Source organism: Arthrobacter sp. SD1074B, assembly GCF_056780195.1.
Genome location: NZ_JBRAZT010000001.1, coordinates 2,917,574 through 2,943,668, shown reverse-complemented (window position 1 = coordinate 2,943,668; position 26,095 = coordinate 2,917,574). Strand labels below are relative to the sequence as shown.

Below are 26,095 nucleotides of genomic sequence, written 5' to 3'. Positions count from 1 at the left end.
TCAGAACGCCTGTAAAACTCCGAATTATTGCCAGATACTTGCCGCATTCAATGGTGAATATTCATAAGGAGTACGGTGCTTTCTCAAGACTCGCTGGCGGTCCACGCCGGACGTAACGGCCTCACGGAACTCGGCGTCCACGCCGTCCCGATCGACCTCTCCACCACGGCACCGCTGCCCTCCGTCCACGACGGCGGCCTCGCCTACGAGCAGATGGCCACCGGCGGCCCGCATTTGGACGGGCAAAGCACGGTCTACCAGCGGCTGTGGAATCCCACCGTTGCCCGCTTCGAGGAGGGCGTTGCCGTGCTTGAGGGCACCGAAGAAGCGGTGGCCTTCGCCACCGGGATGGCCGCCCTGAGCGCGGTGCTGCTCGCCGTGGTCGCCGGCGGGAAGAAGCATGTGGTGGCGGTCCGTCCGCTGTACGGCGGCAGCGACCACCTGCTGGCGTCCGGGGTGCTGGGCACCGAGGTCACCTTCACCACGCCCGACGGCATCGGCGCGGCCCTGCGCGCCGACACCGGGCTGGTCATCCTTGAGACGCCGGCCAACCCGAGCCTGGAACTCGTCGACATCGCCGCCGCGGCGACCGCGGCGGCCGGCGTGCCGTTGCTGGTGGACAACACCTTCGCCACCCCGGTCCTCCAGCAGCCCTACCGGCACGGCGCCGCCTTGGTGCTGCACAGCGCCACCAAGTTTTTCGGCGGCCACGGTGACGCGATGGGCGGCGTTGTCGCGGCGGACCCCGGCTGGGCCGTCCGGCTGCGCCAGATCCGGGCCATCACCGGGGGCATCCTCACGCCCTGGCCGGCCTACCTGCTGCACCGCGGGCTGGCCACGCTGCCGGTGCGGGTGCGGGCGCAGCAGGCCGGTGCGGAGAAGGTCGCCGCCGCGCTGGCGGAGCACGAACTGATCCGGCAGGTCTACTATCCTGGCCTGCCGGAATGCGATCCGCTGGGCCTGGTCGGCACCCAGATGGCGGGTGCGGGGTCCCTGCTGGCGTTCGAGCTGGCCAGCGCCGGGCACGCGGAGCGCATCCCGGCGGCCGTCGGCATGATCACGCACGCCGTCTCGCTGGGCGGCATCGATACCCTCATCCAGCACCCGGCCGGGCTGACCCACCGACCGGTGGCCGCGGAGGCCAAACCGCACGCCGGCCTGTTGCGGGTCTCCGTGGGGCTGGAGGATCCGGCGGACATCGTAGCGGACCTGGTGCAGGCCCTCGAGGCGACCCGCTAGGGCGCCGCGGTCTTCAGCGGGGCGGCGCTGCGGGCCGCGGCATCCCCTGCGCCGGCGGGATGCACGACGGCGGTGATCACCGCCGTCGTGCAGGCGAGCCCCATCACGGCCAGGGCGAGGGCGGTCCAGCCCAGGGATTGGAAGAGCAGCCCGCCGGCCCAGCCGATGACACTGGAGCCCAGATAGTAGGCGAGGTTGTAGAGCGAGGCGGCCTGCGCGCGGCCGGTGCTCGCAATCACGCCGGTCCAGCCGGAGCCAATGCTGTGGGCCGCAAAGAAACCGCCGGTAAAAAGCAGCAGTCCGGCCAGGATCAGGGCCAGGAGCTGGGTCAGGGTCAGCGCGAGCCCGGCGACCATCAGGGCCGTGCCCGCCACTAGCACATTGCGTCGGCCGAATCGCTGCGTCAACCCGGCGGCCCACCGGGCGGAGACCGTGCCGGAGAGGTAGGCCAGGAAGATCAGACTGATCAGCGTGGCCGGCAGGCCGAAGGGCTCGCCGGAGAGCCGGAAACCCAGGTAGTTGTACACCGCCACGAAGCCGCCCATCAGCAGGAACGCCTGGACGTAGATGGCCAGCAGGCGCGGATTCCGGCCGTGGCCGGCCAGGGTCGCCAGGGCGCCGCGGAAGCCGCTGGCGGCCGCGGCGGTGAAATTCCTCGCCGGCGGCACCAGGACCAGGAACAGGACGGCGGCGGCCGTCGCCATCACGGACACCGCCAGCGCCGCGGTCCGCCAGCCCCACAGCTCGCCGACCGGGCCGGCGACCAGCCTGCCGGCCAGGCCGCCGAGCGTTGTGCCGGCGACGTAGGTGCCGGCCGCCAGCGCGGCGTGGGCCTTGTTGACTTCCTCATTCAGGTAGGCGATCGCGATGGCCGGAATCCCGCCCAGCGCCATGCCCTCCACCATCCGTAGGCCCAGCAGCACCGGGAGGCTGGGCGCCAGCGGGGCCAGCAGGCCGAGCACGGTGGCCGCGGAAATACCCCAGGCCATGGCACGCACCCGGCCGATCCGGTCGGCCAGGAAAGACCACGGAAGCACCGTCACGGCCAGGCCCACCGTGGCCAGGGAGATGGTGAGGGCAGCCTCTGCGGCCGTCACCCGCAGGTCACTGGCGATGAGCGGCAGCACGGCCTGGGTCGAATACAGCTGGGCGAAGGTGGCGACGCCGGCAAAGGCCAGGCCCGCGAGGATCCGGCGGTAGGCCACCGAGCCCTTGGCGTGGCCGGCCGGCGCGGGTGTCCCGGCCGGACCGGGGGTGGCGCGGGACGGGTGGGGCGGTCGCTGCGGCATGCCCCCAGAATAGGGTTCCAAAAGCCATGCTTCCAATGCATGATTCTTATAGCATTCATAGCAAATACGGAACGATTTAGGGGCTCGCCATGGACGTGGAGCACAAACAGCTGGTCCAGCTGCTGCCGCTGCTGCCGCTGCTGGCCGAACTGGGCCGCACCCAGCACATCACCGCGGCCGCCGAGGTGCTGGGGCTGCCCCAGTCGACGGTCAGCCGGTCTATCGCGCGGGCCAGCAGCATCATCGGCACGGAACTGCTGATCCGCGACGGCCGCGGCGTGCGCCTGACGGCCGCGGCCAGGGCGCTGCTGCCGCACATCGAGGCCGCCCTCGGCGAGTTCCAAAGCGGCCTGGACCTGGTGCGGCACGAATCCGAGGTGGTGCGCGGCCGGATCGCTTTGTCCTTCCAGCACACCTTCGGCGAGGCCATGCTGCCGCTGCTGATCAGCGCCTTCCGGAGCCGGCATCCCCAGCCGGCCTTCTACCTCAGCCAGGGCGCGCGGGACGGCTGCCTGGCCGAGCTGGCCGCCGGAGAGGCTGACCTGGCCCTCACCGCGCCGATCGCGGCGCCAAGCCGGCTGATCTCCTCAGCCGCCCTGTACCGGGAACCGCTGCGGCTGGTCGTCCATCACCGCCACCCGCTCGCGAAGCGCCGCCGCGCCCGCCTTGCGGAGATCCGGCAGGACCCGTTCGTGGCGATGGGCCCAGGCTACGGCATGCGCTCGCTGACGGACGCACTGTTCAGGGAAGCGGGATTCCGGCCCCGCATCGCCTTCGAAAGCCAGGACTCCCATACGGCCCGGGGCCTCGTCTCGGCCGGGCTCGGGGTCAGCATCCTGCCGCCCGGCGGCCTGGCCCCCGGACGCCACACCCCGGCGCAGCCCAGCGACCTTGGCTGGGTGGAGCTCGCGCTGGACTCCGGACTGGCGTTCCGGGAGATCGGCCTGGCCTGGCGCGAACGGCGCAGGGGAGCAGACGCCGAGCCGGACCCGGTGCGGCTGTTCCGGGAGCTGGTACTCAGCGAGGGCCCGGCGCTCCTGGCCGGCTTCGTCCGCGGACGCTCCGGCAGCTAACCTGCCGCTCCGCCCGGCGCCCGGGAGGGGTCGTGGTCCCCGGTCAGTCCAGCAGCCCCGCCAGGACCTGGGCCACGGAGCCCTCCCGCGCCTGCTGCCAGCCGGTCCCGGCCCAGAGGTTCAACCGTTCCGCATCCCCGGCGGCGGCTGCGGCCGCGCGGAGCGGGGCGGTGAGGTGGTGGACGGCCGGGTAGGCCTCCGGCGCGTCAGGGTGGTCCCGGACGAATTCGTTGACCAGCGCGCGGGCCGTCCGGCCGGTGAAGGCCCTGGTCGGCGCGGTCTGCGTGAAGCGCGGGCTGGCCAGGGCGTCTTTGTGCAGCTGCCGGGCGCCGCTCTCCCGGGTGCGCAGGAGTGCCGTGCCCAGCTGGGCGGCCTGGGCTCCCGCGGCCAGCACCCGTCCCAAACCGGCGCCGTCCGTGATCGCGCCGGCGGCCACCAGCGGGAGCCCGACGGCGGCGCGGACCGCTGCGACCAGCTCCGCCGTCGAGCCCGGCACCGCCGACCCCACGGCGGACTCCGGCAGGAACGCCGCGCTGTGGCCCCCGGCGCGCCCGTGCTGCACCACCAGGGCATCCACGCGCTGTTCCGCCGCGCGCACCGCCTCCGCAGGGGTGGTGACCGTGGCCAGCACCGCCGACCCCGCCCGCTGCAGGGCACGGACCAGATCCGGGCCGGGGAGCCCGAAGGTGAAACTGACCAGCTCCACCGGATCCGCCAGCAGGGCCTCGATCTTGGCCTCCCACTCGTCGTCGTCATCGAGCCGCACGGGCGGGACCTCCAGGCCGTAGCGCACGGCATCGGGGCGCAGCCGCAGCCTGTACTCCTCCAGCCCGGCCAGGACAGCCGCCGACGGCTCAAGCTGGGCCGGATCCGGGACGAACACATTCATGCCGAACCGCGCGCCGGATTCCCGGACGGCCCGGATGTCCGCCCGCATGGCAGCAACGCTCTTGTAACCGGCGGCCAGGAAACCCAGCCCGCCGGCCTCATGCACGGCCGTGACGAAGGCCGGAGTGGAGGTCCCGCCGGCCATCGGCGCGGCGATGACCCGGGTCCCGAAGATGCTGTGCGGCATTGCTCACTCCTGTCGGTGATTCAGTAGGCTGTTCCGGTGACTCATTCTGACATTCCCGCCCCGCCCAAGGCGGCGTCCTCCGCTGCCGGCGCCGTGATCGGGCTCGACATTGGCGGCACCAAGACCCGCGGCGTCCGGTTCGAGGCCGGCGCCCCCGTCGCCGACGAATCGGTGGGCAGCGCCAACGTCCAGAACGTCACCCCCGACGAAGCCGCCCGCAACCTGGCGGAACTCTTCGCCAGGATCGGCGGGGGAGAGGTCGCCCAGGTCTACGCCGGCGCCGGCGGCATCGACACCGACGACGACGCCGCGGCGCTCGCCGCGCTGATCGCCCCGCACGTGCCCGGTGCCAAAATCACCGTGGTCCACGACTCCCGGCTGCTGCTGGCGGCAGGTGGCGCCAGCACCGGCGTGGCCGTGATCGCCGGAACAGGCTCGGCCGCGTGGGGCAAGAACAGCAGCGGCGCCGAAGCCCGGGCCGGCGGCTGGGGCTACCTCCTCGGCGACGAAGGAAGCGGCTACTGGCTGGGCCGTGAAGCCGTCCGGCACAGCCTGCGCCGGATGAACCAGGCCCTGGAGCCGGATCAACTTACCCTGGCCCTGCTGGACTCGTGCGGCACCGACCACCCGAACAAACTGATCGCGTTGTTCCACTCGCCCTCGACCGGGCGCCGCTACTGGGCCCAGCGGGCACGGCTCGTCGTGGAAGCGGCCGACGCCGGTCATGCGCCGAGCAAGGCCCTGATCGACCAGGCCGGCCGTGACCTTGCCGCCATGGCCGGGCAGACCGTCCGGCAGCTCGGCATCGAGGGGCCGGTCATCCTGGGCAGCGGGCTGGGGATGAACGTGCCGCGGCTGCAGGAATCCTTCCGCACGGCACTCGCCGCCGCCGGGATCACCGACGTCCGGGTGCTGCAGCAAGAACCCGTATTCGGGGTGCTCCAGCTCGTCGCCGAGCAGGACTAACCGGGCTTCACTGCCGGCGCCGCGGCCGCAGCGGCACCCCGGGCAGAGGAGGGGCCGGGATCCGCCCGGCCTCCGGCCCGGCATCGGGACCGTGCCCGCGCACCAGCCCGAAGCGCGCCTGCCCCGCGTCCTCGTCGGAGAGCCCGGCCTGGGCTTCCCAGTCCAGCCGTGCCTGCGCCACTTCCTCATGGCTGCGGCCCACGAAGTTCCACCACATCAGCAGTTCTTCCTCGAACGGTTCGCCGCCCAACAGCACAAAGCGGGTGCCTGGCGCCGCGTTAAGTTCCAGGCTGCCGCGCCCGGACCCGAGGTAACCCAGCGGCCCCGGCAGCACCTCCTGGCCGTCCAATGCCAGGGCGCCGTCGAGCACCAGGACGGCGTGCTCGAACTCCGGCCGCAGCGGCAGGCTGATCCGGCCGGAGCAGCTGATGTCGGCCCCCACGATCGGGGAGTACGTGGTGGCCGGCGAGGTGGTGCCCGCAAGGGTCCCCACCATCACCGTTGCGGTGAAGCCGTCGCCGCGGAGCACGGGCAGCTCGCGGTGTTGTTCGAAGGACGGTGCCCGGTGCCGTTCGGCGTCGGGCAGCGCCACCCACAACTGGAGCCCGCGCTGCAGCGGCAGATCCGGCGTCGGTCCGGCCGGATCCCCGTTCACTGGACGCGCAGCCCCCGGGAGCACCGCGAATTCCGAATGCGAAACGCCGCGGCCCGCCGTCATGATATTGAGTTCGCCCGGGCGGACAACCACGTCGCTACCCACGCTGTCGCGGTGCCGGATGGTGCCGGCCAGCGGCCAGGTCACTGTCTGCAGTCCGGTATGCGGATGCGGCAGCACCGACATCGCAACCCGGTCCGGACCGAAGCTGTCCAGGAAGCACCATGCGCCCACCGTCGGCAGCCCGCGCTGCGGAAGGGTCCGGGAGACGTTCATTGCTCGGACCCCGCCCAACGGGACCTCCCTGGCCGGCCACAACTGCAGGCATGGGCCGCTGGCAGTGCCCTCCACACTGTGCGCGGCGGGACAGACTTCTTCGGGCGGGAGGACTTCAAGGTTGGTCACCTTCAAACTCTAGGGCCGAACCGGGAGATCCGGCAGGGCCGGTGCCGCGCCATTAAGCTGGACCAATGACGCTGCCATTCGACACCCGCCCGGCCGCTTACGGGCTCATCATCCGCGATGACCACCTGCTGCTGGCGTACTGGAAGCAGGGCGGCCGCGAGGGCTGGACGCTGCCGGGCGGCGGCCTGGACCTCGCCGAGCACCCGGTGGACGGGTGCCGCCGGGAGATCTATGAGGAGACCGGCTACCACGCCGAGATCGGCGCGATGCTCGGGATCGACGTCGGTCACTGGCCCGCCGAGACCCGGCTCGACGGCGGCCAGCGCGATTTCCAGTCCCTGCGGCTGGTCTACGAAGCGAGCATCACCGGCGGTGAACTGCGGCACGAGGTGGGCGGCAGCACCACGCACGCGGCCTGGATCCCTTTGGCCGAAGTGGCGGGACTGAACCGGGTCTCGCTCGTGGACGCCGCGCTCCGGTTCTACCGCGAGCGGCCGCTGGACGGCAAACTCCCGTGACGAATCCCTAGCCACCCGGGCCGCGGGCGGCTACCCTAGAAAAACCGCGGCCAGGACGGCCGCTGGACGAGCCCAGATACAGGCCAGATACCCGGGGAGGTGGAAGCAATGAATGCAACGGTCTTGCGCGCGCAGCGCACAACTTCACGCCACATCATTATTCCTGCCCCGGCTCTCCGCATCTCCTGACCCCTTACAGCTGACCGGTCCCAGTGGCCGCAGCGGGCAGCGCGCATCCGGGGCCCAGCAAAGGGCTTCCATTGAATCTTCAGCGCAGTCAACATCACGGCCTCCTGGGGCCAGCCCGTTTCGGTTTCACCGAATCCGTGACGGAACTCTTCTCCACCCATCCCGTCCCCGGCGGCACCAGCGCCGGGCGGGTGGTCCGCGTGGACCGCAACCTCGTGCTGGTGGCCGGCCATGAAGACCAGGCGCATCTGCCCTATCCGCGGACCGGGCCCGTTCCGGCTACCGGAGACTGGGTCTGGCTCGGCAGCAATGCGGTTGGCGAGCCCGCCATCCTGGGCGTGCTGCCGCGCCGCTCGGAACTGAGCCGCAAGCGCGCCTTCGACGCGTCCTCCGACGCGCAGGTGCTCGGCGCCAACATGGACGTCGTCGGCGTGGTGGTGCCGGTGGACCGGCCGCTCACGCACAACAGGCTCGAACGGACCCTTGTTGCCGCCTGGGATTCCGGTGCCACCCCGCTGGTGGTCATCACCAAGGCGGACCTCGCCGAGGTGGCGGACGACGTCGTCGGGCAGGTCATGGTGCAGGCCGCCGGCGTGGACGTGGTCACCACCTCCGCCGAGCAGGGCGACGGCCTCGACGAGCTGCTGGGGTGTCTGCCGCCCGGCGGGACGATACTGCTCCTGGGCCCCTCGGGTGCCGGAAAATCCACCCTGATCAACGCCCTCGCCGGGTTTGCGGCCCAGGAAACCGGTGCAGTCCGGGCCGGCGACGGCAAAGGCCGGCACACCACGACGTCCCGTGAGCTGGTGGCGTTGCCCGGAGGCTTGGTGCTGATGGACACGCCCGGAGTGCGCGGCTTCGGGTTGTTCGATGCCAACGACGGCATGGATGAGGTGTTCGGTGATCTTGAGCAGCTCTTCGCCCGGTGCCGGTTTTCCGACTGCGCCCACGGCCGGGAACCCGGCTGTGCGGTACGGGCGGCGCTCTCGGAGGGGTCCCTGGACGAACGCCGCTGGGCGAGCTACCTCAAGATGCAGCGCGAACTGGCGGCCCTGGCCCGGCGCCATGATGCTGCGGCCCGGCGGGCGTACCAGCGGGAGTGGCACCAGAAAGTTGCGGTGGCCGGCCGGAGCCAGCGGGCTGCCGCGCGCCTCAGCCACGAGCAGCCCGCGAAGGAAAACGGCAAAAGAAACGGCAAGGGCCGCGCGAGGTAATGCAGGTCCGGTCCCGCCCGGGAGCGGCTACGTCCCGTTCCGGGGCCGGCCACAAACCGGCGCCCATCCAAAACCGGCGCCGCGCCGAATGCCAAGGGTAGCGCCGGCGCCAATCCGGGGCCCGTTTCTTCGAATCGGTCCTCCGGGATCATTGGAGGCGGCCGCTACGCTGGGTCATACCCGCTTTACAGCCAAAAATCAGCATGCATATGATCAGTTGGCTGGACCGTCCCATGTTGCCGCCAACAGTTAGGTAAGCCCGGAATGGCAGAGGCCATGATCGAGTTCCAGAGCGTCACCAAGCAGTACCAGGGCGGCCAGGCCGCCGTCGACGATCTGAGCATGTCCATCGACAAGGGAACCATCACGGTCTTTGTCGGGCCGTCCGGCTGCGGCAAGACCACCTCGTTGCGGATGATCAACCGCATGGTCGAGCCGACCTCGGGCACCATCACCGTGGACGGACAGGACGTCACCTCCGTGCCGGCCGCGCAGCTGCGCCGGTCCATGGGCTACGTCATGCAGTCCTCCGGGCTAATGCCGCACCGCTCCGTCCTGGACAACATCGCCACCGTCCCGCGGCTCAACGGCGTGTCCAGGGCCGCATCCCGCAAGCGCGCGCAGGAGCTGCTCGACGTCGTCGGCCTCGCCTCCGGACTCGGCCGGCGCTACCCCTCGCAGCTGTCCGGCGGCCAGCAGCAGCGCGTGGGCGTGGCCCGTGCCCTCGCCGCCGACCCGCCCATACTGCTGATGGACGAACCCTTCAGCGCGGTGGACCCCGTGGTGCGCGACGAACTCCAGAAGGAACTGCTCCGCCTGCAGCGCGACCTCGCCAAGACCATCGTGTTTGTCACCCACGACATCGATGAGGCCACGGTACTGGGCGACAAGGTGGCAGTGTTCGCCAGCGGCGGGAAGCTGGCGCAATACGCGACGCCGGAAGAGATCCTGCGCGCCCCCGCGAACGACTTTGTCGCGTCCTTTGTGGGCCACGACCGCGGCTTCCGGCACCTCGCTTTCAGCCCGTCCGACGGCGTGACGATCCATCCGGCGAACACCGTCCGCGCCGGCGAGCCCAACGCCGGCGCCTGGGCGGACGAGTGGCAACTCGTAGTCGACGCCGACCACCGGCCCTTGGGCTGGAGCGCGCCCGGCGCGGGCCCGGCGACCGTTCCGGGCGGTTCGCTGTTCCGCAAGGGCGAGACCCTGCGGCGTGCGCTGGACGCGGCGTTGTCCTCCCCGTCCGGACTCGGCGTCGCCGTCGACGCCGACGGACGCGTGGCCGGTGTGATCACGGCCGAAGAAGTGCTGGCCGTCATCGAAGCGGACCGCCGGGTCCGGCAGGGCGTGCGTTGATGGAATGGTTCCTGGCCAACAGCGGGTACGTGTTTGGCCTCGCTGGCCAGCACCTGTTCCTGGCGATCCTGCCGATGCTCTTCGGCCTGTTGATCTCCATCCCGCTGGCCCAGCTAGCCAGGCAGAACCGGACCCTGCGCGCCGTGGTCCTCACCGCTTCGTCGCTGCTCTACACCATCCCGTCGCTGGCGCTCTTCATCATCCTGCCTACGATTCTGGGAACCAGGATCCTGGACCGGGCCAACGTTGTGGTGGCGCTGACCATTTACGCGGTCGCGCTCCTGGTCCGCGCCGCCTTGGACGCTTTTGACTCCGTGGACGAGGACCTGCAGCAGGCCGCCGTTGCGATGGGCTTCAAGCCGCTGGCCCGGTTCCTGCAGATCGACCTACCGCTGTCGCTGCCGGTGATGTTCGCCGGCCTCCGTGTGGTCTCGGTCAGCAACATCTCCCTGGTCAGCGTCGCCGCGCTGCTCGGCATCGGGAACCTCGGTATGCTCTTCACCTCCGGGCTCCAGCGCGACTTCGTCACCGAAGTGCTGGTGGGCATCGTGGCAATCCTGGTGCTGGCGCTGCTGATGGACGCGGTCCTGGTCTTGCTAGAACGGCTGCTGACACCCTGGACCCGCGCCGGCGCCGGGAAGTCCGGACAACCCGGCGATCCGGCCTCGGGGCGGCCTCTTTCCGAGTCCGCGGCGGGGGCTTCCGCATGAGCAATGTTTTCACCGAGACCTTCGCCTGGCTCGCCGACCCCAAACACTGGGCCGGCAGCACGGGCATCCCGGTGCGCCTCGCCGAGCACCTGCAGTACACCGGCCTCGTGATGCTGATTGCAACGGCCATCGCCGTGCCGATCGGCCTCTACGTCGGGCACACCGGACGCGGCCGGGTGGCTGTGGTGGCCCTTGCCGGCGCGCTGCGTGCCCTGCCGACCCTGGGCCTGTTGACGCTGTTCGTCCTGCTGGCCGGCATCGGGCTGATGCCGCCGGTCTGGGCGCTGGTGATCCTCACCGTGCCGCCGCTGCTGGCCGGCACCTACGCCGGAATCTCCAGTGTGGACCGCAACGTCGTGGATGCCGCCCGGGCCATGGGCATGACCGAACTCCAGGTGCTCTTCCGCGCCGAGTTCCCCAATGCGCTGACGGTCATGTTCGGCGGGTTCCGCACCGGCGTGCTGCAGGTGATCGCCACGGTCTCGGTCGTCGCGTACATCAATCTGGGCGGCCTGGGCCGCTATCTCTTCGACGGCCTTGTACTCTCCGACTTCCCCCAGATGCTCGGCGGTTCGCTGCTCATCGCCGGGCTCGCCGTCGCCGTCGACCTGGTCCTCGTCCTGTTCCAGCGGCTCTTCCTGACCCGCGGAGCCGCCCGCAAACCAAACCGGGGCCAGCAGGCCGCGGTTGATCTCACAGACCCCGCGACCGCGGAGACTGTTGTCCAAGGAGGTACGTCATGAAGGAAACCCGCCAACGAGCACTCGGCAGGCGCACATTCGCCGGCCTGGCCGCCGGCGTCGGCCTGGCCCTGGCCCTGTCCGCATGCGGAGGCTCGTCCGACCCGCTGTCCTCGGCACCCGCCAGCGGCGGTTCCTCCGGCGGAACCGGCGGCCCCCTGGTAGTCGGATCCGCCGATTTCACCGAGAGCCAGATCATCGCCGAGCTGTATGCCGGGGCGCTCAACGGCGCCGGTGTCACGGCAACCACCAAGCCGAACATCGGTTCGCGCGAGGTTTATTTCAAGGCGGTGCAGGACGGCTCGGTCGACGTGATCCCGGACTACAGCGGAAACCTGCTGCTGCACGTCAACAAGGACGCGACCGAGATCTCCGCCGACGACATCGCCAAGGCACTGCCGGGCAAGCTTCCCGAGGGCCTCGCCGTGCTGGACGCGGCCAAGGCCGAGGACAAGGACGCCATGGTGGTCACCAAGGCCACTGCGGAGAAGTACAAGCTGAAGTCCATCGAGGACCTGGCCAAGGTCTGCAGCGAGATCGTGGTCGGCGCGCCGGCAACATTCGCCGAGCGTGCCTACGGCCTGCCGGGCCTGAAGAAGAACTACAACTGCGAGCCCAAGAAGCTGGAACCGTTCAGTGACGGCGGCGGACCCGTCACGGTGAAGGCCCTGCTCTCGGACCAGGTCCAGGTGGCGGACATCTACACCACCACCCCGGCCATTGCAGACAATGACCTGGTGGTGCTGGAGGACCCGAAGAACAACTTCATCGCCCAGCAGGTCCTGCCGCTATACAACAAGGCGAAGATGACTGACAAGGCGAAGGAGGCACTCAATGCCGTCTCCAAGCTGCTCACCACTGAGGACCTGATCAACCTCAACCGTGCGGTCGGCGGCAGCGAAAAGCAGAACCCGAAGGACGCCGCGGCAGCGTGGCTCAAGGAGAAAGGCCTCGTCAAGTAAACCGGAGGCCTTGATTGTTCGACGGCGGCTGCCGGTCCGGTTTCTCCGGGCCGGCAGCCGCCGTCGTTCTGCCACCGTTCCATCCGCCGGGGCGGCCGCGGGCTCCCACGGATAGCCGTGTGACGCGGACTTCCGCTGTGAGACAAGTCTCAGGGGAAGTACATCCGCCATATGGCATATTTGATGAATGGCAGAATTCAAGCAGTCCACCAAGCTTCGTAATGTCCTCTACGACATCCGTGGACCGATTCTTCAGGCCGCCCAGCAGATGGAGGCAGAGGGTCACCGCATCCTCAAACTGAACATCGGAAACCCGGCCCCGTTCGGGTTTGAAGCGCCGGACGCGATCCTGGTGGACATGATCCGCCACCTGCCCCACGCCCAGGGCTACAGCGATTCCCGGGGAATTTTCTCCGCCCGTACCGCCGTCTCGCAGTATTACCAGACGCGCGGGATCCAGAACATCCACGTCGACGACATCTACCTCGGCAACGGGGTCAGTGAGCTCATCACGATGTCGCTGATGGCCCTGCTGGACGACGGCGACGAGGTCCTCATCCCCACCCCGGACTACCCGCTCTGGACGGCGTCCGTTGCTTTGGCCAGCGGGAAGCCGGTGCATTACCTCTGCGACGAGGAATCCGGCTGGCAGCCCGACCTGGACGACCTCGAAGCGAAGATCACGCCGCGAACCAAGGGCATCGTGGTGATCAACCCCAACAACCCCACCGGCGCTGTCTATCCCGAGGAAACGCTCAAGAAGATTGTGGCCTTGGCCGAAAAGCACGGCCTGGTGCTCTTCGCCGACGAGATCTACGAAAAGATCCTGTACGAGGACGCCGTCCACGTAAACATGGCAAGCCTCACCGGCGACGACGTGCTCTGCCTGACCTTCAGCGGGCTCTCCAAGGCCTACCGGGTCTGCGGCTACAGGGCCGGCTGGATGGCCATCTCGGGTCCGAAGAAGGACGCCGCGGACTACCTTGAAGGCATCAACCTGCTCGCCAACATGCGCCTGTGCGCCAATGTGCCGGCGCAGCACGCCATCCAGACGGCACTGGGCGGCTATCAGAGCATCAATGACCTGATCCTTCCCGGCGGCCGCCTGCTGGAGCAGCGGAACACGGCCTACGACATGCTGAATGCGATCCCGGGCGTCAGCACCCAGCAGGCCCGCGGCGCGATGTACCTGTTCCCGCGCCTGGACCCCGAGGTTTACCACATCCGCGACGACGAGAAGTTCGTCCTGGACCTGCTGCGCCAGCAGAAGATCCTGGTCTCCCACGGCCGCGCTTTCAACTGGGTCCGGCCGGACCATTTCCGCATGGTGACGCTCCCGAACGTCAAGGACCTGGAGGAAGCAATCAACCGCATGGCGGACTTCCTGAGCCGGTACCAGGGCAACTAGGATTCGGGACAGCAGCGCTGCGCGTCGAACGGCACGCCGGCAGGCTGCCTGAACCGGAAAGAGGCTGACATGGCAGACGTCGTGGACTTCGACAAACACCCCTCGGAGACCCTGCGGGCAGGTAAAAAGTTCAGTCTCCGCGACGTCGACCCGGGCTCGACGCCGGGCTACGCGGGTGACAAGACTGCCGGCGAGAAGCTGCTCAGTGAGCTCGACGGCAAGCTCACGCAGCTGCAGGAACAGCTCTTTGCAGAGTCCAGGACCGGCGGCAAAAAACGCGTCCTGCTGGTCCTGCAGGCGATGGACACGGCGGGCAAGGGCGGGATCGTCAACCACGTCATGGGCCAGATGAATCCGCAGGGCGTGCAGCTGAAGTCGTTCAAGGCGCCCACGCCCGAGGAACAGTCCTACGACTTCCTCTGGCGGATCGAGAAGGAAGTGCCCGCAGCCGGCATGGTGGGAGTCTTCGACCGTTCCCACTATGAGGACGTCCTGATCCACCGGGTGCACCGCTGGGCGGACGCCGACGAGCTGGACCGCCGCTACCGTGCCATCAACGAATTCGAGGCCCGGCAGACGGCCGCCGGAACGAAAATCGTCAAGGTCATGCTGCACATCAGCCGCGACGAGCAGCAGGAACGGCTGCTCGCGCGGCTCGAGGAACCCTCCAAGCGGTGGAAGTACAGCGGCAACGACCTCAAGGAGCGGGCATTCTGGGAAGACTATATGGACGCCTACCAGACCGCTTTCGAGCAGACCAGCTCCGAGCGCGCGCCTTGGCATGTGGTCCCGGCGAACAAAAAATGGTACGCCCGGATCGCGGTCCAGCAGTTGCTGCTGGACGCACTGGAGTCACTGTCGCTCGAGTGGCCTGTTCCGGAGCTTGATGTCGACATGGAACGCGAGCTGGTGCGGCGCTCCTAGCCGGCCGGTTTAGCTGAGCTTTCCTGGCCGGCTTGGTCCCGGGCCGCGGCAAGGCGCTTGCGGGCACCTTCGAGCCATTGCTCGCAGCGCTTGGCGAGGGCTTCGCCACGTTCCCACAGGGCGAGGGACTCTTCGAGGCTGGCGCCGCCCGCCTCGAGCCGTCCCACCACACCCACGAGCTGTTCGCGGGCCTCCTCGTAGCTGAGTCCGTCAATATCGGTGTCCGTCGCCGGGACTGCCGCGTTTTCTGCTGCCATGCTGATGCTCCTTGGATCGGTGCGGTGCTAACACCGCTGTCGGGGTCCGCTGCTGCGGGCCCGGGAAGTGTGGAGTGACGTGGACTGCCGGGGCCGGTCAGTCCTCGGCGGCCTCCTGGCCGCCGGTGGACTGTGCCGTGAACCTGCCGCCGGCCACCCGCACGGCCAGGGCTGTGCCGGCCGGAACCTGGTCCGGGTGCCGCACGACCTCGTGCCGGATTCCCGGAACGGTGTTGCCGTCATCGAGCTGGACGACGGCGTAGCCGCGGTCCAGTGTTTTTTGCGGCGACAGGGCGCGGACCTGGGCCCTGAGGTGGACCAGTTGGTCGGCTGCCCTCACGACGGCGGTGTTGATCGCGGCGTGGGAGCGGCCCTTGAGCCGTTCGACGTCGTCGTGCCGTGCGGTGACCATGCCCTCCGGCGCCGCCAGCACCGGGCGGGAGCGGAGTGAGGCGAGCCGGTCCGTTTCCCGTTCGACGAGGCGGGTGGCCCCGCGGCGCAGCTGTTCGCGGGCCTGCCGGACCCGGGCCAGTTCCTCCACGACGTCGGGCACAATCCGTTTGGCCGCGTCGGTGGGCGTCGAGGCTCGAAGGTCTGCGACGTCGTCGAGGATGGGCCGGTCCGCTTCATGGCCGATCGCGCTGACGACGGGCGTCGCAGCGGCGGCGACCGCACGGATGAGATCCTCGCTGCTGAAGGGAAGCAGGTCCTCCAGGGCGCCGCCGCCGCGGGCGATCACAATCACATCCACCTCCGGACGGGCGTCCAGTTCCCGCAGGGCGCCGATGATCTGGGCCACGGCGGTGTTGCCCTGGACAGCGACCTCGCGGATTTCGAATTCGACGGCGGGCCAGCGCAATGCGGCGTTGCGCAGGACATCCTTCTTCGCGTCCGAGTCGCGGCCGGTGATCAGGCCGATCCGGTGGGGGAGCAGGGGCAGGCGTTTCTTGCGGGAGTCAGCGAAGAGCCCTTCCGCGGCGAGGGCCTGGCGCAGCCGCTCAATCCTGGCGAGCAGGTCTCCGAGCCCCACCGGCCGGATGTCCTTGACCGACATGTTCAGCCGGCCCGTCTTCAGCCAGAACTCGGCCTTGATCAGCGCAACGACCCGGGAGCCGCGCTCCAGCGGGGTGGCCTGCCGGTCCAGGACGTTGGTCCAGACCGACGCGGGCAGTGAGATCTCCGCGTCAACGTCGCGCAGCGTGAGGTAGGCGTTCGTGCCGCGCCGGTTGAGTTCGATCACTTGGCCCTCGACCCAGGCCGAGGGCGCGCGATCGATATGCATCTTCAGCTTCTGCGAGAGCAACTGCAGCGGCCAGGGATTGTCCGGGCTGGTGTCTGCCGCAGTGGCCGGCAGGGTGCTGGCGGCGGCGGTGTCTTCAGCCATGCCGGTGGCCGCCGGCGGGGAGTGCCTGGTGCTGGTGCATGGGGGAGGAGTCCTTTGATGGATACGGGGTCTGCTTCAACTCTATCCATAGCTCTATCAGCCGGCCCGGACGTTTTGGGCTGCTGCATTCGGGTTCGCCGATGCGCCACCGTAGGATGGCTCTACTCCCAACCCTCCTAGGAGACTTTCGTGCGCACTTTTGTCTCGGCCGTCGCAGTGCTGATCGGCCTTGCCTTGGCGGCTGCTGCCGTCCCGGCCATGTGGGTGGACCGGAATATCGTCCAGGAGGACGGATTCGTGGCCCTCACCGCGCCGCTCGGCAAAGACCCCGCCTTCCAGCGGCGGCTGGCGACGGCTGCCGTGAACGGCATCGCCTTTGGCGACCAGCAGGTCCCCGACGCGCTGGCTGCCGTGGTCAAGCCGATCCTCCAGGACGCCGCCCGGTCCCTGACCTCGATGCCCGGGTATTCCGATGCCTGGGCGGAGACGCTGCGCAAGAGCCACCGGCTGAGCTTCGCCGATCCCAGCACCCTTCCGCCCGACGTCAGCGGCACCACCTCCCTGACCCTAGACGTCGCCCCGCTGGTGGGGCTGGTGGTCAAACGGATCTCGGAGGTATCGCCAGTGCCGTTGAAGGCGCCGACGGAGGTGCGGATCGCCATCGGCCAGTCCGACCAGCGCCAGCTGATCGAACGGGTCTCCGCCTACGCGCCGATGGGCTTCGCCGTCGCCGTGGGCTCGGCCATCGCTTTCATCCTCGCGTTCGTAGCCGCCCGGCGGAAGTGGACGGTCTTAGCCGGTATCGGCGCTGGTTCACTCGTCCTGGCCGGGGTGTGGAAACTCGGCGCGGATACCGCGGCAACGATGGTCCAGGGGGTCGGCACCGGGAACGACGTCGCGGAGATCTTCAAGCGGGAGTTCGTGGCGGCCTCCACTGCGGGCTTCGGGCAGTGGATTGTTGCGGCCGTGGCGGCAGGGGTGCTGCTGCTGGTTTCGGGGCTGGTGCTCCGGGTAGCCGGTGCCCGCCGGTCGGCGGCAAAAAACCGGTATTAGCGAACACCGGTAGCATTGGAGCATGACCACCACCGCTGTCTCCATACCGATGCCCTCCGTTCCGCGCCGGCGGCGAACGCCGGAAGACGTGCTGGCGGCGGCACCGGTTACCTTGCCGAAGAAGGTGCTGCTGGCGGCGCCCCGTGGCTACTGCGCCGGCGTCGACCGTGCCGTGATCGCGGTGGAAAAAGCCCTTGAGCACTACGGCCCGCCCGTCTATGTCCGCAAGCAGATCGTGCACAACGTTCACGTGGTCAGTTCCCTGGAGGAAAAGGGTGCGATTTTCGTCGACGAAACCGATGAGGTTCCCGAGGGCGCCCTGGTGATCTTCTCGGCGCACGGTGTCTCGCCGGCGGTCGTGCAGTCCGCGGAGGATCGGGGCCTGCGGACCATTGACGCGACCTGCCCGCTCGTGACCAAGGTGCACCGCGAGGCGGTCCGCTTCGCCAAGGACGACTTCGACATCCTGCTGATCGGCCACGACGGCCACGAGGAAGTCGAGGGGACTGCCGGCGAGGCGCCCGAGCACATCCAGATCATCAACGGACCGCACGAGGTGGACAAGGTCACCGTCCGCGACCCGGAGAAGGTCATCTGGCTTTCGCAGACCACCCTCAGCGTGGACGAGACCATGGAGACGGTCCGCCTCCTGAAGGAGCGTTTCCCCACGCTGCAGGATCCGCCCAGTGACGATATCTGCTACGCGACCACCAACCGGCAGGTTGCTATCAAGAAGATCTCGCCGCAGGCCGACCTCGTGATCGTGGTGGGATCCGCGAACTCCTCCAACTCAGTGCGCCTCGTGGAAGTGGCACTGGAGTACGGCGCGAAGGCTTCCTACCGGGTCGACTTCGCCAACGAGGTGGACGAGTCCTGGTTCGAGGGCGTGGCAACCGTCGGCGTGACCTCGGGGGCGTCCGTGCCGGAGGTGCTGGTGAAGGACGTGCTCCGGCTGTTAGCCGACTACGGCTACGGTGCTGTCGAGGAAGTCGTCACGGCGGAGGAGGACCTGCTGTTCTCGCTACCGAAGGAGCTGCGCGCCACGCTCAAGCAGGCCGGGGACGTCTCCCGCGCCCTTGGCGGCCGCGGCGCCCGGTCCGCGGAAAAGTCCTAAGCCCCGTCCACGCAACCCTAGGCGGCAGACTCCTCCGACGCGCCGCCGTCATCGGCCCGGCCCGCGACGGCCTCACGGGAACCGATTGCCGGTTGCAGTTCCGGGGCCGCCACCGAGCGCGGCGTCGCTTCGACGGTGACCGGAGTCGCCAGGCCCGCGCCGTCCATGGCATTGAGCTTCCGTGCGGTGGGCAGCACCCTGGCTTCCAGCGTGCCGACCAACGAGTTGTAGCGGTCCACCGAGGTCTTCAGCGATGAGCCCAGCTTCGTCACGTTGTCGCCCAGGGTCCCCATCCGCTCGTAAAGCTGCTGCGCCAGTTCGAAAAGCTCCCGGGCGCTGTCCGTCAGCACGTCCTGCCGCCAGGTGAACGCCACCGACTTGAGCACTGCCAGCAGCGTCCCGGGCGAGGCGAGGACGACGTTCCTGGACAGCGCATAGTCCAGCAGGGCCGGATCTGCCGTGAGGGCGGCGGCCAGGATCGACTCCGCGGGCAGGAAACACACCACCAGTTCCGGGGCGTTGCCGGGAATGTCCCAGTACTTCTTGTTGCTCAGCGCGTCCACGTGGGCTTTCAGGGCTTTGGCATGGGCGGCCAGCAGCGCCTGCTGGCCGTTCAGGGTTCCCGCGCCCGGCGACCTGCTGCCCGCGGGTGAGCCCAGTTCCTGCGCCTCCAGGTAGGCCGTCAGCGGCACTTTGGCGTCCACCACGAGCTGCTTGTCGCCCGGGAGCTGCACCACGAGGTCCGGCCGGACGGTGTTTTCGGACCCGGAGCCCGAGCTATGCAGCTGCTCGTGGAAGTCGACGTGCCGGAGCATCCCTGCCGCCTCCACCACGCGGCGCAGCTGCACCTCGCCCCACTGGCCGCGGGCGCTGTTGGACCGCAAGGCCGACTCAAGCGCATGCGTTGACCGCAGCAGTTGCTCGTCCGAGAGCCGGGCCTCCTGCAGCTGCTGGGCGAGCTGGCCGTACTGTTCCAGCCGGTCCCGCTCCAGCAGCGAAACCTGCTGCTGGACCGCGGTGAGCTTCTCGGCCACGGGGGCCAGGGCACGCAGCACGCTGCCGTCCTGCGTCCTGGCGTCGCCCAGCTCCCGGTTCTGCGCCGCAAGCAGGCGGCGTTCGGCGTCGGCGGCGGCGAACTGGGCGCTGACCTCGGAGAGCCGGGCGGAAACGCCGTCGAAGTCCTGTTCGAGGGCGGCGCTGCGGCGCCGGGACACCACAAAGGTGAAGGCGGCGCCGGCCACGGCACCGATGAGCAGCATCAGCAGGGCAAGAATGAGAGCGAAAGCGTCCATGCCTTCACTCTGGCACGCAGCCCTGACACTTTTAGCCAGTGACGCTCGGGACGCCTGATCCGCAGGCCCCGGCCGCCCCGGGCGACGCCGACCGTGAACGGGCTCCTGCCGCCGCAGGGGATGGGGCCGTTTACCGGTAGAATCAATACTCGTGGCTCTTACTATTGGCATCGTCGGACTGCCCAACGTCGGCAAATCAACCCTTTTCAACGCACTGACCCGCAACCAGGTGCTCGCGGCGAACTATCCGTTCGCCACGATCGAACCCAACGTCGGCGTCGTGAACCTGCCGGACCCGCGGCTCGAGAAGCTGGCCGCCATCTTCGGCTCCGCACGCCTGCTCCCGGCTGCCGTGTCCTTTGTGGACATCGCCGGCATCGTCAAGGGCGCCTCCGAAGGGGAAGGCTTGGGCAACCAGTTCCTCGCGAACATCCGGGAGGCGGAGGCGATCGCGCAGGTCGTCCGCGTGTTCGATGACCCCGACGTCATCCACGTCGACGGCAAGGTCGATCCCCGCTCGGACATGGAGACCATCAACACCGAGCTGATCCTGGCGGACCTCCAGACCATTGAGAAGGCCGTCCCGCGGATCGAAAAAGAAGTCAAGATCAAGAAGCGAGAGGCCGCCGAACTGGCCGCCGTCAAGGCCGCCCAGGCGGTGCTGGAGCGCGGCGACACCATCTTCTCCTCGATCAAGAGCGACAAGCTGGAAATGGAACACCTCAAGGAACTCGGCCTGCTCACGGCCAAGCCCTTCATCTACGTCTTCAACGCTGACGAGGGCATCCTGGGCAGCCCTGAAAAGCAGGAGGAGTTGCGCGCTCTGGTGGCCCCGGCCGACTGCATCTTCCTTGACGCAAAGCTGGAGTCCGACCTCGTCGAACTGGACGAGGAGGAAGCCCGCGAAATGCTGGAGATGAACGGCCAGGACGAGTCCGGCCTGGACCAGCTGGCGCGCGTCGGCTTCCACACGCTGGGCCTGCAGACCTACCTCACCGCCGGCCCCAAGGAAACACGCGCCTGGACCATCCACCAGGGCGATACCGCTCCGCAGGCTGCCGGTGTCATCCACTCCGACTTCCAGCGCGGCTTCATCAAGGCCGAGGTTGTCTCCTTCGACGACCTCATCGAGGCCGGCTCCATGGCCGAGGCGAAGGCCCGCGGCAAGGTCCGGATCGAAGGCAAGGAATACATTATGGCCGACGGCGACGTGGTCGAGTTTAGGTTCAACGTGTAGGTCCTGGCCTCCCTGAAACCATTTGCGATGGCCGCCAAGAACGCACGTTCTTAGCGGCCATCGGCTTTTGGGGCCGGGCATTAGTCGGGGATGCGAGAGGTCTATGACCTCGAACGCCAGCGCTCCCACGGAGCCCTAAATTTGCGCCGTGGCGACAGGGCCTCCGGGACGGCCCGTCCAGCTGGTCCGTGCGGACCAAGGCGTAAAAATGCAGGAACAGGCCCAGTGTCTGACGTTCCAGGCTGCGGATTCCTGCTCATGTCAGCAGTGCAAACCCGGACTCATATCGTGTCTTCCCGATTGCCGCCAGGACGATCTGGAGAAAGCCCATCGCCTCAAGTTCCCTTGCTCGGGAAAGAGGGCCGGCGTCGACGGCCCGGAGTCCTGCGCCTTCGAGAAGGGCAGCGACTGCTATTTTCGCCTCTGGGTCGTCTCCGGCGAACAGGACAGTCGTGCGCGTTGTGCCATTCGTGCCGGTGCTGAGCGTGTCGCCGAGATTGACGTTGAACGCTTTCACGACTGCCACGCCCGCCGGGAGGGCCTTGGAAAGTTCAACCGCAGTGGAGGAGTCCGGTGGGACCAGCAGCTCATCGTACGTGGTGAAATCGATGGGGTTGCTGATGTCGATGACGACCTTGCCTCTGAGTCGGTCCCGATAGTGCTCAAGTACATCCGGGTACGCTTCATATGGAACTGCTAGGACGACGAGGTCACCTGTGAGTTCATCGCCGACAAACCCATATTCCGCGTCCGAACGCTCCGCGGCCGAGCCAGCCCCCGCCCTGCGCCTGATGATTTGGATACTCGCCCCGGCTCGCGCCGATACTTCGGCAATTGCTGAGCCCATCTTGCCGGTGCCAATGATGCTGATCGATGTCATGCGAACTAAATCCTCCTGAAACGTTTGAGTGCCTTTTCGGCGGCTGCCACCGCGTCGAAGTCGAAGAGCACACTTCGGCGAAAATCGCGTCCTGCGCGCAAGTCAGCGTCACGCTTTTTGGTGTCCTCAAATTCATTCTGCGCGTCGAACTGCGAGCCGCTTCTGCGGGAGCTGTTCTGCAAGATCGCCGTGCGTTGCATTCGAACGGCGGTGTAGCGCTTGAAGGCTTCGGGAATCCCGTCGGCGCCTTCGGCCTCCCTTAGGAAGAAGGCAAGAGTAATGCTGTCCTCCATTGCCTGGTTCACTCCCTGGCCCGCGTGCGGCAGCATCGTGTGTGCTGCGTCGCCGAGCAATGTGACGCGCCCTCGCGACCAATTAGTGAGGGGCTCGTGGTCGTAGAGGCCCCACCAAAAGGTCTTGTCGATGAGTTGAATGAAGTGGCGGAGCTTTGGGTCCCATTTCTCACCCTCAAACTGGGCGGCGAGTTCGCTCACGTCCCCCGGAGCCGACCAGGATTCCTTAAGGGGCCGGTCACTGGGTACGAACCCGACATAGTTGAACAACTTGCGTTGCTGCAGCGGGTAGCACATGAAGTGCTTTCCCTCACCCATCCATACCTGGCTGATCATGGGCCAGTCTGCGGGGAGGAGGTTCGCGTCAAGTACACCGCGGTATGCGATGAATCCGGAGTAGACGGGGGCGGGGAGTTGCATCAGGGAATCCCTCACCATCGAGTGAATGCCGTCTGCGCCCACCACAGCATCGAACTCATCCTGTATGCCGTTCTCGAATCCGAGGCGGACGGCTGTGTCCAGCGCCTGAATCGAAGTGAGTCGATGGCCGAGACGGATCGTGTCGGCAGCGACTTCTCGAGCTAGAACATTGACGAGATCGGGCCTGTACATGCCGATATTCCGATATCGCTTTGCTGAATCTTCCCAAGCTGCTTCGGCAACCAGGTTGCCCATGGCGTCCTGGTAGACACCGTGCCCGTCCGGCGTCGCGCCTGCCTTCTTGATCTGTTCAAGCACACCGAGTTTGTCGAGAACGCGCTGGCCATTCGGGGCGACTGTGACGCCTGCGCCTACGTCGCCCAGCTTTCTTGCTTGTTCGAACACCGTGACTTGGACACCAGCGACCCTCGTCAGTGCGATCGCAGCGGTGAGCCCGCCCATCCCTCCACCAATGACCGCGATTCTGGTGGTGCGATTTAACATGAGTTCTCCTCGACTGAATTACAGGACGCCTAGACTTGGCTGCCCTAAAGGCTTTGACGGAATGGCGCTCGGTTCCCCAAATGTGACGGGTGAAAGGTCAACGGGGTCGCTACCGGCTCCTCACAACTTCCCTGTGGGCCACGTTCGGCGCGAACATCGTGGCGCCGCTCGCCTGCTCGGCCTCGTGGTCGGGGCCCAGGGGGATGCCGCGACGGTCGCGTAGGCACAGCGTCGCGGCGGTCCCCACGAGGGTGGCGACGAGGATGTACCAGGAGATTGCGGTCGTGGTGCCCGTGGCCTGTAGCAGGGCTTGGGCGATGGTGGGCGCGAACGCCCCGCCGAGGATTGACCCAATCGCGTAGGGGATGGCCACTCCCGAGAAGCGAATGGAGGCCGGGAAGATCTCGGCGTACCACGCCGCCAGCGGCCCGTACGTGAGGCCGAGGCCGATCGAGAGCAGGATCAGCCCGGCGTAGAGCCCGGGGAGCGTCGCCGTGTTGACGAGCCAGAACAGTGGGAAGGCCATCACGGCCTGCACCGCGAAGCCGATGAGGTGGGTGTTCCGCCGGCCGATCGAGTCGGCGAGGCGCCCTGCAACGAGCGTCGCGACGAACCACACCGCCGAGGCGACCGCGGAGGCGATGAGCATCGCCGTGGTGTCTATCTTGAGCTTTCCGGTGGCGTAGCTCTGGAGGAAACCGCCGGTGGTCATATAGCCCACGGCGTTATTGCCCACGAACACAAGCGCGGCGAGAATCACGAGGTGCCAGTGCCGCTTGAAGAGGACCGCGACCGGGGCCTTGGTCTGCTGGCCGCGCTCGGCGATCTCAGTGAACACTGGGCTCTCCTCAACGGCGCGGCGGACCAGGTAGCCGACGACGATGAGCACGATGCTCAGCAGGAACGGCACGCGCCAGCCCCATTCGAGGAAGGCCTTGCCGGGGGAGACGGCGCCGGTCATGAGGGCCATCACGCCCGAGGCGAGGAGAAAGCCGAGAGGGACACCGACCTGCGGCAATGCGCCGGCGCGGCCGCGGCGGTCAGCAGGGGCGTGCTCGACGACCATGAGGACTGCGCCGCCCCACTCGCCGCCGGCGGAGACGCCCTGGAGGATGCGGAGGAGGAGCAGGAGGATCGGCGCTGCGATGCCGATCTGGGCGAACGTGGGCAGGACGCCGATTAGTGTCGTCGCCGCCCCCATGAGAATGAGCGTGAGGACCAGCATGGCACGGCGACCGATTCTATCGCCATAGTGCCCTGCGAGAAACGCGCCGAACGGCCGGAAGAGGAAGGAGACGCCGACCGTGGCGAAGGAGAGCAGGAGCCCGATGTCCTCGCCGGCAGGCTTGAAGAAGAGCTGGGCGAACACGAGGCCTGCGCCTAACGCGTAGATGAAGAAGTCGTACCACTCGATCGTGGTGCCGATGATCGTTGCAAAGGCGACGCGACGCTGCGTGGCGGGATTGCTAACTGCAGTGGAGGAGGTCATTGCTGTCCCTTGGAGGAGTGCGGGTGATTCGGATGCTTCATGGTGAGCCAATTCACATCCTCATGTAAATGTCTGTAATGTGTGGATATAGTCCTGTTTTGCTTAAGAAGCACTATCGATGCTGAGGTGATCATGGCCGGGGTAAGCATGAGGCAACTCGAATTGTTCGCAGCCTTGCCAAACTTCACTACGCTCAGTGCCGCGGCGGCGCATCTGCATATCTCGGAGTCGGCGTTGTCCCAAGCCGTAACGGGGCTAGAGAAGACTGTGGGGGAGCAGCTATGCGTGCGCCGCAAGGCGCGGGGACTGACCCTGACTCCGGCGGGGCAGAACTTTGCAATGCATGCGCGCCGGATCCTCGTGGACACACGCGAGCTCGTCCTGGGCTCCCGCCGGGGAGAGGAGCTGCGGGGTCCCGTCAAGCTTGGCTGCTACGCGAGCTTCGCCACGAGCGTGGTGCCCGAGCTACTCGAAGGCTACCCGCGGAGGCACCCCGGGGTGGACCTTGAGATCACGGTGGGGAGCACCGACGACCTTTTACCAGCGCTCCAGTCGGGGCGCCTCGATGTGGCGATCATGTACGAAAGGTTCCTCCCCGTCGGGTACCGTCGCCGCGAGATCTACCCGACTGAGCTCGAGGCCCACCTGCATCCGGACCACCCGCTCGCGGCGGGAAGCACCGTGGATCTCACCGATCTCGCAGGCGAGCCACTGATCCTCTACGACGCAGCCCCGAGCACCATCAACATAGTCGAGGCGTTCGCGGCGCGTGGGCTGGAGCCCAGGATCGGTGCCCGGGTCACCCAGATCGGTCTTGTCGAGGCGCTCGTGGGCCGCGGCGTGGGCTACGGCCTGCTCATGTCCAGGCCCAACGTGCTCCCTATGAGCGCCGAGGGGCGGCCGGTCGCCGTCCGCCCCTTCGACCCGCCGGTAACCCTCTCCCGCGTCGTGGGCATCTGGCCCGAGGACATGATCCTTACGCCGCGCGCCGCGGCCCTGCTCGACTACGCGGTCGAGAAGCTCGGCTCCTACGGTCGCGCCAATGTAGTTCAGAACACAGTCGCGCACGACGGCGCCGCCCTGTCTGACTCGGGGCGAAACGCTGCCCAGGAGTAGGTCTTAGGGTCAATCGAGGGAACGGCCAGATTCCCCTGGGGAAAGCGTCTGGCGGGCGACGCGATCAACTGAGCATGGTCTTATGGAAGGATTGCGCATCGCTATCCAGCCCCGGAAGATCTGGATCGTTCCGACTGGATGGGTGAGACGTGTCCCCCGGGAAAGTTGGAATGATCGATATGCCGAAGTCCCACCACGCGAGAGTCCTGTTTCGGGTCCTTCGTTCAGAGGCTATTCTGTGACGGAACGTGGTGGAATTTAGATTCAATGTGTAGGTCCTGACCTACTCGAAACCTTTGCATAGCCGCCAAGAACAAGTGTTCTTGGCGACTA

Annotated in this window: 24 protein-coding genes; 15 read left to right on the top strand and 9 right to left on the bottom strand. The window is 67.7% G+C overall.

Annotated features, from left to right (window positions below; genetic code table 11):
• The first annotated feature begins 75 nt into the window (after window positions 1-75).
• Window positions 76-1,239: a trans-sulfuration enzyme family protein gene (locus ACUYM2_RS13620; RefSeq protein ID WP_481600541.1), complete on the top strand. Its 1,164-nt coding sequence runs from the start codon at window positions 76-78 to the stop codon at window positions 1,237-1,239.
• Here ACUYM2_RS13620 and ACUYM2_RS13615 read toward each other — a convergent pair.
• Window positions 1,236-2,528, bottom strand: coding sequence for an MFS transporter (locus ACUYM2_RS13615; protein WP_481600540.1), 1,293 nt, complete (start codon window positions 2,526-2,528; stop codon window positions 1,236-1,238). The genes ACUYM2_RS13620 and ACUYM2_RS13615 overlap by 4 nt on opposite strands.
• Window positions 2,529-2,617: 89 nt before the next feature.
• On the opposite strand from ACUYM2_RS13615, the gene ACUYM2_RS13610 reads away from it, so the two are divergent.
• Window positions 2,618-3,601, top strand: a complete 984-nt coding sequence (locus ACUYM2_RS13610; protein ID WP_481600539.1) for a LysR family transcriptional regulator — start codon at window positions 2,618-2,620, stop codon at window positions 3,599-3,601.
• Between the two features lie 43 nt (window positions 3,602-3,644).
• Here the strand turns inward: ACUYM2_RS13610 and ACUYM2_RS13605 are convergent, their stop codons facing one another.
• On the bottom strand, window positions 3,645-4,676 hold the full coding sequence (locus tag ACUYM2_RS13605; protein WP_481600538.1) for a nitronate monooxygenase: 1,032 nt from the start codon (window positions 4,674-4,676) through the stop codon (window positions 3,645-3,647).
• 36 nt (window positions 4,677-4,712) lie between these two features.
• Here ACUYM2_RS13605 and ACUYM2_RS13600 point away from each other — a divergent pair, with 36 nt between their 5' ends.
• A complete protein-coding gene (locus ACUYM2_RS13600) occupies window positions 4,713-5,642 on the top strand; it encodes an N-acetylglucosamine kinase (protein ID WP_481600537.1) in 930 nt (309 codons plus the stop codon).
• A gap of 7 nt (window positions 5,643-5,649) precedes the next feature.
• Here the strand turns inward: ACUYM2_RS13600 and ACUYM2_RS13595 are convergent, their stop codons facing one another.
• On the bottom strand, window positions 5,650-6,702 hold the full coding sequence (locus tag ACUYM2_RS13595; protein WP_481600536.1) for a pirin family protein: 1,053 nt from the start codon (window positions 6,700-6,702) through the stop codon (window positions 5,650-5,652).
• Between the two features lie 65 nt (window positions 6,703-6,767).
• Between ACUYM2_RS13595 and ACUYM2_RS13590 the strand changes: the two genes are divergently transcribed.
• The 8 genes from ACUYM2_RS13590 to ACUYM2_RS13555 all read left to right on the top strand — a co-directional run bounded on the left by ACUYM2_RS13590 (window position 6,768) and on the right by ACUYM2_RS13555 (window position 14,723).
• Window positions 6,768-7,220, top strand: coding sequence for an NUDIX hydrolase (locus ACUYM2_RS13590; protein WP_481600535.1), 453 nt, complete (start codon window positions 6,768-6,770; stop codon window positions 7,218-7,220).
• A gap of 260 nt (window positions 7,221-7,480) precedes the next feature.
• The gene (gene rsgA / locus ACUYM2_RS13585) at window positions 7,481-8,623 is read left to right on the top strand and encodes a ribosome small subunit-dependent GTPase A (protein WP_481600534.1); all 1,143 of its coding nucleotides are present in this window, start codon (window positions 7,481-7,483) and stop codon (window positions 8,621-8,623) included.
• A gap of 264 nt (window positions 8,624-8,887) precedes the next feature.
• Window positions 8,888-9,979 carry an ABC transporter ATP-binding protein gene (locus ACUYM2_RS13580; protein ID WP_481600533.1) on the top strand — a complete coding sequence of 364 codons (1,092 nt, stop codon included), beginning with the start codon at window positions 8,888-8,890 and terminating at the stop codon, window positions 9,977-9,979.
• The gene (locus ACUYM2_RS13575) at window positions 9,979-10,689 is read left to right on the top strand and encodes an ABC transporter permease (RefSeq protein ID WP_481600532.1); all 711 of its coding nucleotides are present in this window, start codon (window positions 9,979-9,981) and stop codon (window positions 10,687-10,689) included. The genes ACUYM2_RS13580 and ACUYM2_RS13575 overlap by 1 nt, the downstream gene beginning before the upstream one ends.
• Window positions 10,686-11,432 carry an ABC transporter permease gene (locus ACUYM2_RS13570; protein ID WP_481600531.1) on the top strand — a complete coding sequence of 249 codons (747 nt, stop codon included), beginning with the start codon at window positions 10,686-10,688 and terminating at the stop codon, window positions 11,430-11,432. The genes ACUYM2_RS13575 and ACUYM2_RS13570 overlap by 4 nt, the downstream gene beginning before the upstream one ends.
• A complete protein-coding gene (locus ACUYM2_RS13565; RefSeq protein WP_481600530.1) occupies window positions 11,429-12,391 on the top strand; it encodes an ABC transporter substrate-binding protein in 963 nt (320 codons plus the stop codon). Before ACUYM2_RS13570 ends, ACUYM2_RS13565 begins: the two co-directional genes overlap by 4 nt.
• Before the next feature lie 187 nt (window positions 12,392-12,578).
• The gene (locus tag ACUYM2_RS13560) at window positions 12,579-13,799 is read left to right on the top strand and encodes a pyridoxal phosphate-dependent aminotransferase (RefSeq protein WP_481600529.1); all 1,221 of its coding nucleotides are present in this window, start codon (window positions 12,579-12,581) and stop codon (window positions 13,797-13,799) included.
• Window positions 13,800-13,868: 69 nt separating this feature from the next.
• Window positions 13,869-14,723: a PPK2 family polyphosphate kinase gene (locus ACUYM2_RS13555; protein WP_481600528.1), complete on the top strand. Its 855-nt coding sequence runs from the start codon at window positions 13,869-13,871 to the stop codon at window positions 14,721-14,723.
• On the opposite strand, the gene ACUYM2_RS13550 is transcribed toward ACUYM2_RS13555, so the two are convergent.
• Both ACUYM2_RS13550 and xseA read right to left on the bottom strand, forming a co-directional pair.
• A complete protein-coding gene (locus tag ACUYM2_RS13550) occupies window positions 14,720-14,980 on the bottom strand; it encodes an exodeoxyribonuclease VII small subunit (RefSeq protein WP_481600527.1) in 261 nt (86 codons plus the stop codon). The two genes, ACUYM2_RS13555 and ACUYM2_RS13550, sit on opposite strands and share 4 nt — an antisense overlap.
• A gap of 97 nt (window positions 14,981-15,077) precedes the next feature.
• A complete protein-coding gene (gene xseA / locus ACUYM2_RS13545; RefSeq protein WP_481600526.1) occupies window positions 15,078-16,364 on the bottom strand; it encodes an exodeoxyribonuclease VII large subunit in 1,287 nt (428 codons plus the stop codon).
• A 189-nt stretch (window positions 16,365-16,553) separates the two neighbouring features.
• Here xseA and ACUYM2_RS13540 point away from each other — a divergent pair, with 189 nt between their 5' ends.
• Both ACUYM2_RS13540 and ACUYM2_RS13535 read left to right on the top strand, forming a co-directional pair.
• A complete protein-coding gene (locus tag ACUYM2_RS13540; protein ID WP_481600525.1) occupies window positions 16,554-17,417 on the top strand; it encodes a hypothetical protein in 864 nt (287 codons plus the stop codon).
• A 22-nt stretch (window positions 17,418-17,439) separates the two neighbouring features.
• Window positions 17,440-18,531, top strand: a complete 1,092-nt coding sequence (locus ACUYM2_RS13535; RefSeq protein ID WP_481600524.1) for a 4-hydroxy-3-methylbut-2-enyl diphosphate reductase — start codon at window positions 17,440-17,442, stop codon at window positions 18,529-18,531.
• A gap of 17 nt (window positions 18,532-18,548) precedes the next feature.
• On the opposite strand, the gene ACUYM2_RS13530 is transcribed toward ACUYM2_RS13535, so the two are convergent.
• On the bottom strand, window positions 18,549-19,823 hold the full coding sequence (locus tag ACUYM2_RS13530) for a DNA recombination protein RmuC (protein WP_481600523.1): 1,275 nt from the start codon (window positions 19,821-19,823) through the stop codon (window positions 18,549-18,551).
• Between the two features lie 151 nt (window positions 19,824-19,974).
• Between ACUYM2_RS13530 and ychF the strand changes: the two genes are divergently transcribed.
• Window positions 19,975-21,060 (top strand): redox-regulated ATPase YchF, encoded by a 1,086-nt coding sequence (gene ychF / locus ACUYM2_RS13525; RefSeq protein WP_481600522.1) that lies wholly within the window; start codon window positions 19,975-19,977, stop codon window positions 21,058-21,060.
• Between the two features lie 256 nt (window positions 21,061-21,316).
• Here the strand turns inward: ychF and ACUYM2_RS13520 are convergent, their stop codons facing one another.
• From ACUYM2_RS13520 to ACUYM2_RS13510, 3 genes are all read right to left on the bottom strand, one after another.
• Window positions 21,317-21,940 (bottom strand): NADPH-dependent F420 reductase, encoded by a 624-nt coding sequence (locus tag ACUYM2_RS13520; RefSeq protein WP_481600521.1) that lies wholly within the window; start codon window positions 21,938-21,940, stop codon window positions 21,317-21,319.
• Window positions 21,941-21,945: 5 nt separating this feature from the next.
• Entirely contained in the window at window positions 21,946-23,157 is a 1,212-nt protein-coding gene (locus ACUYM2_RS13515) for an FAD-dependent monooxygenase (protein WP_481600520.1), read from the bottom strand.
• Between the two features lie 109 nt (window positions 23,158-23,266).
• Entirely contained in the window at window positions 23,267-24,646 is a 1,380-nt protein-coding gene (locus tag ACUYM2_RS13510; protein WP_481600519.1) for an MFS transporter, read from the bottom strand.
• Between the two features lie 132 nt (window positions 24,647-24,778).
• Between ACUYM2_RS13510 and ACUYM2_RS13505 the strand changes: the two genes are divergently transcribed.
• Window positions 24,779-25,762, top strand: a complete 984-nt coding sequence (locus ACUYM2_RS13505) for a LysR substrate-binding domain-containing protein (protein WP_481600518.1) — start codon at window positions 24,779-24,781, stop codon at window positions 25,760-25,762.
• Window positions 25,763-26,095: the final 333 nt, after the last annotated feature.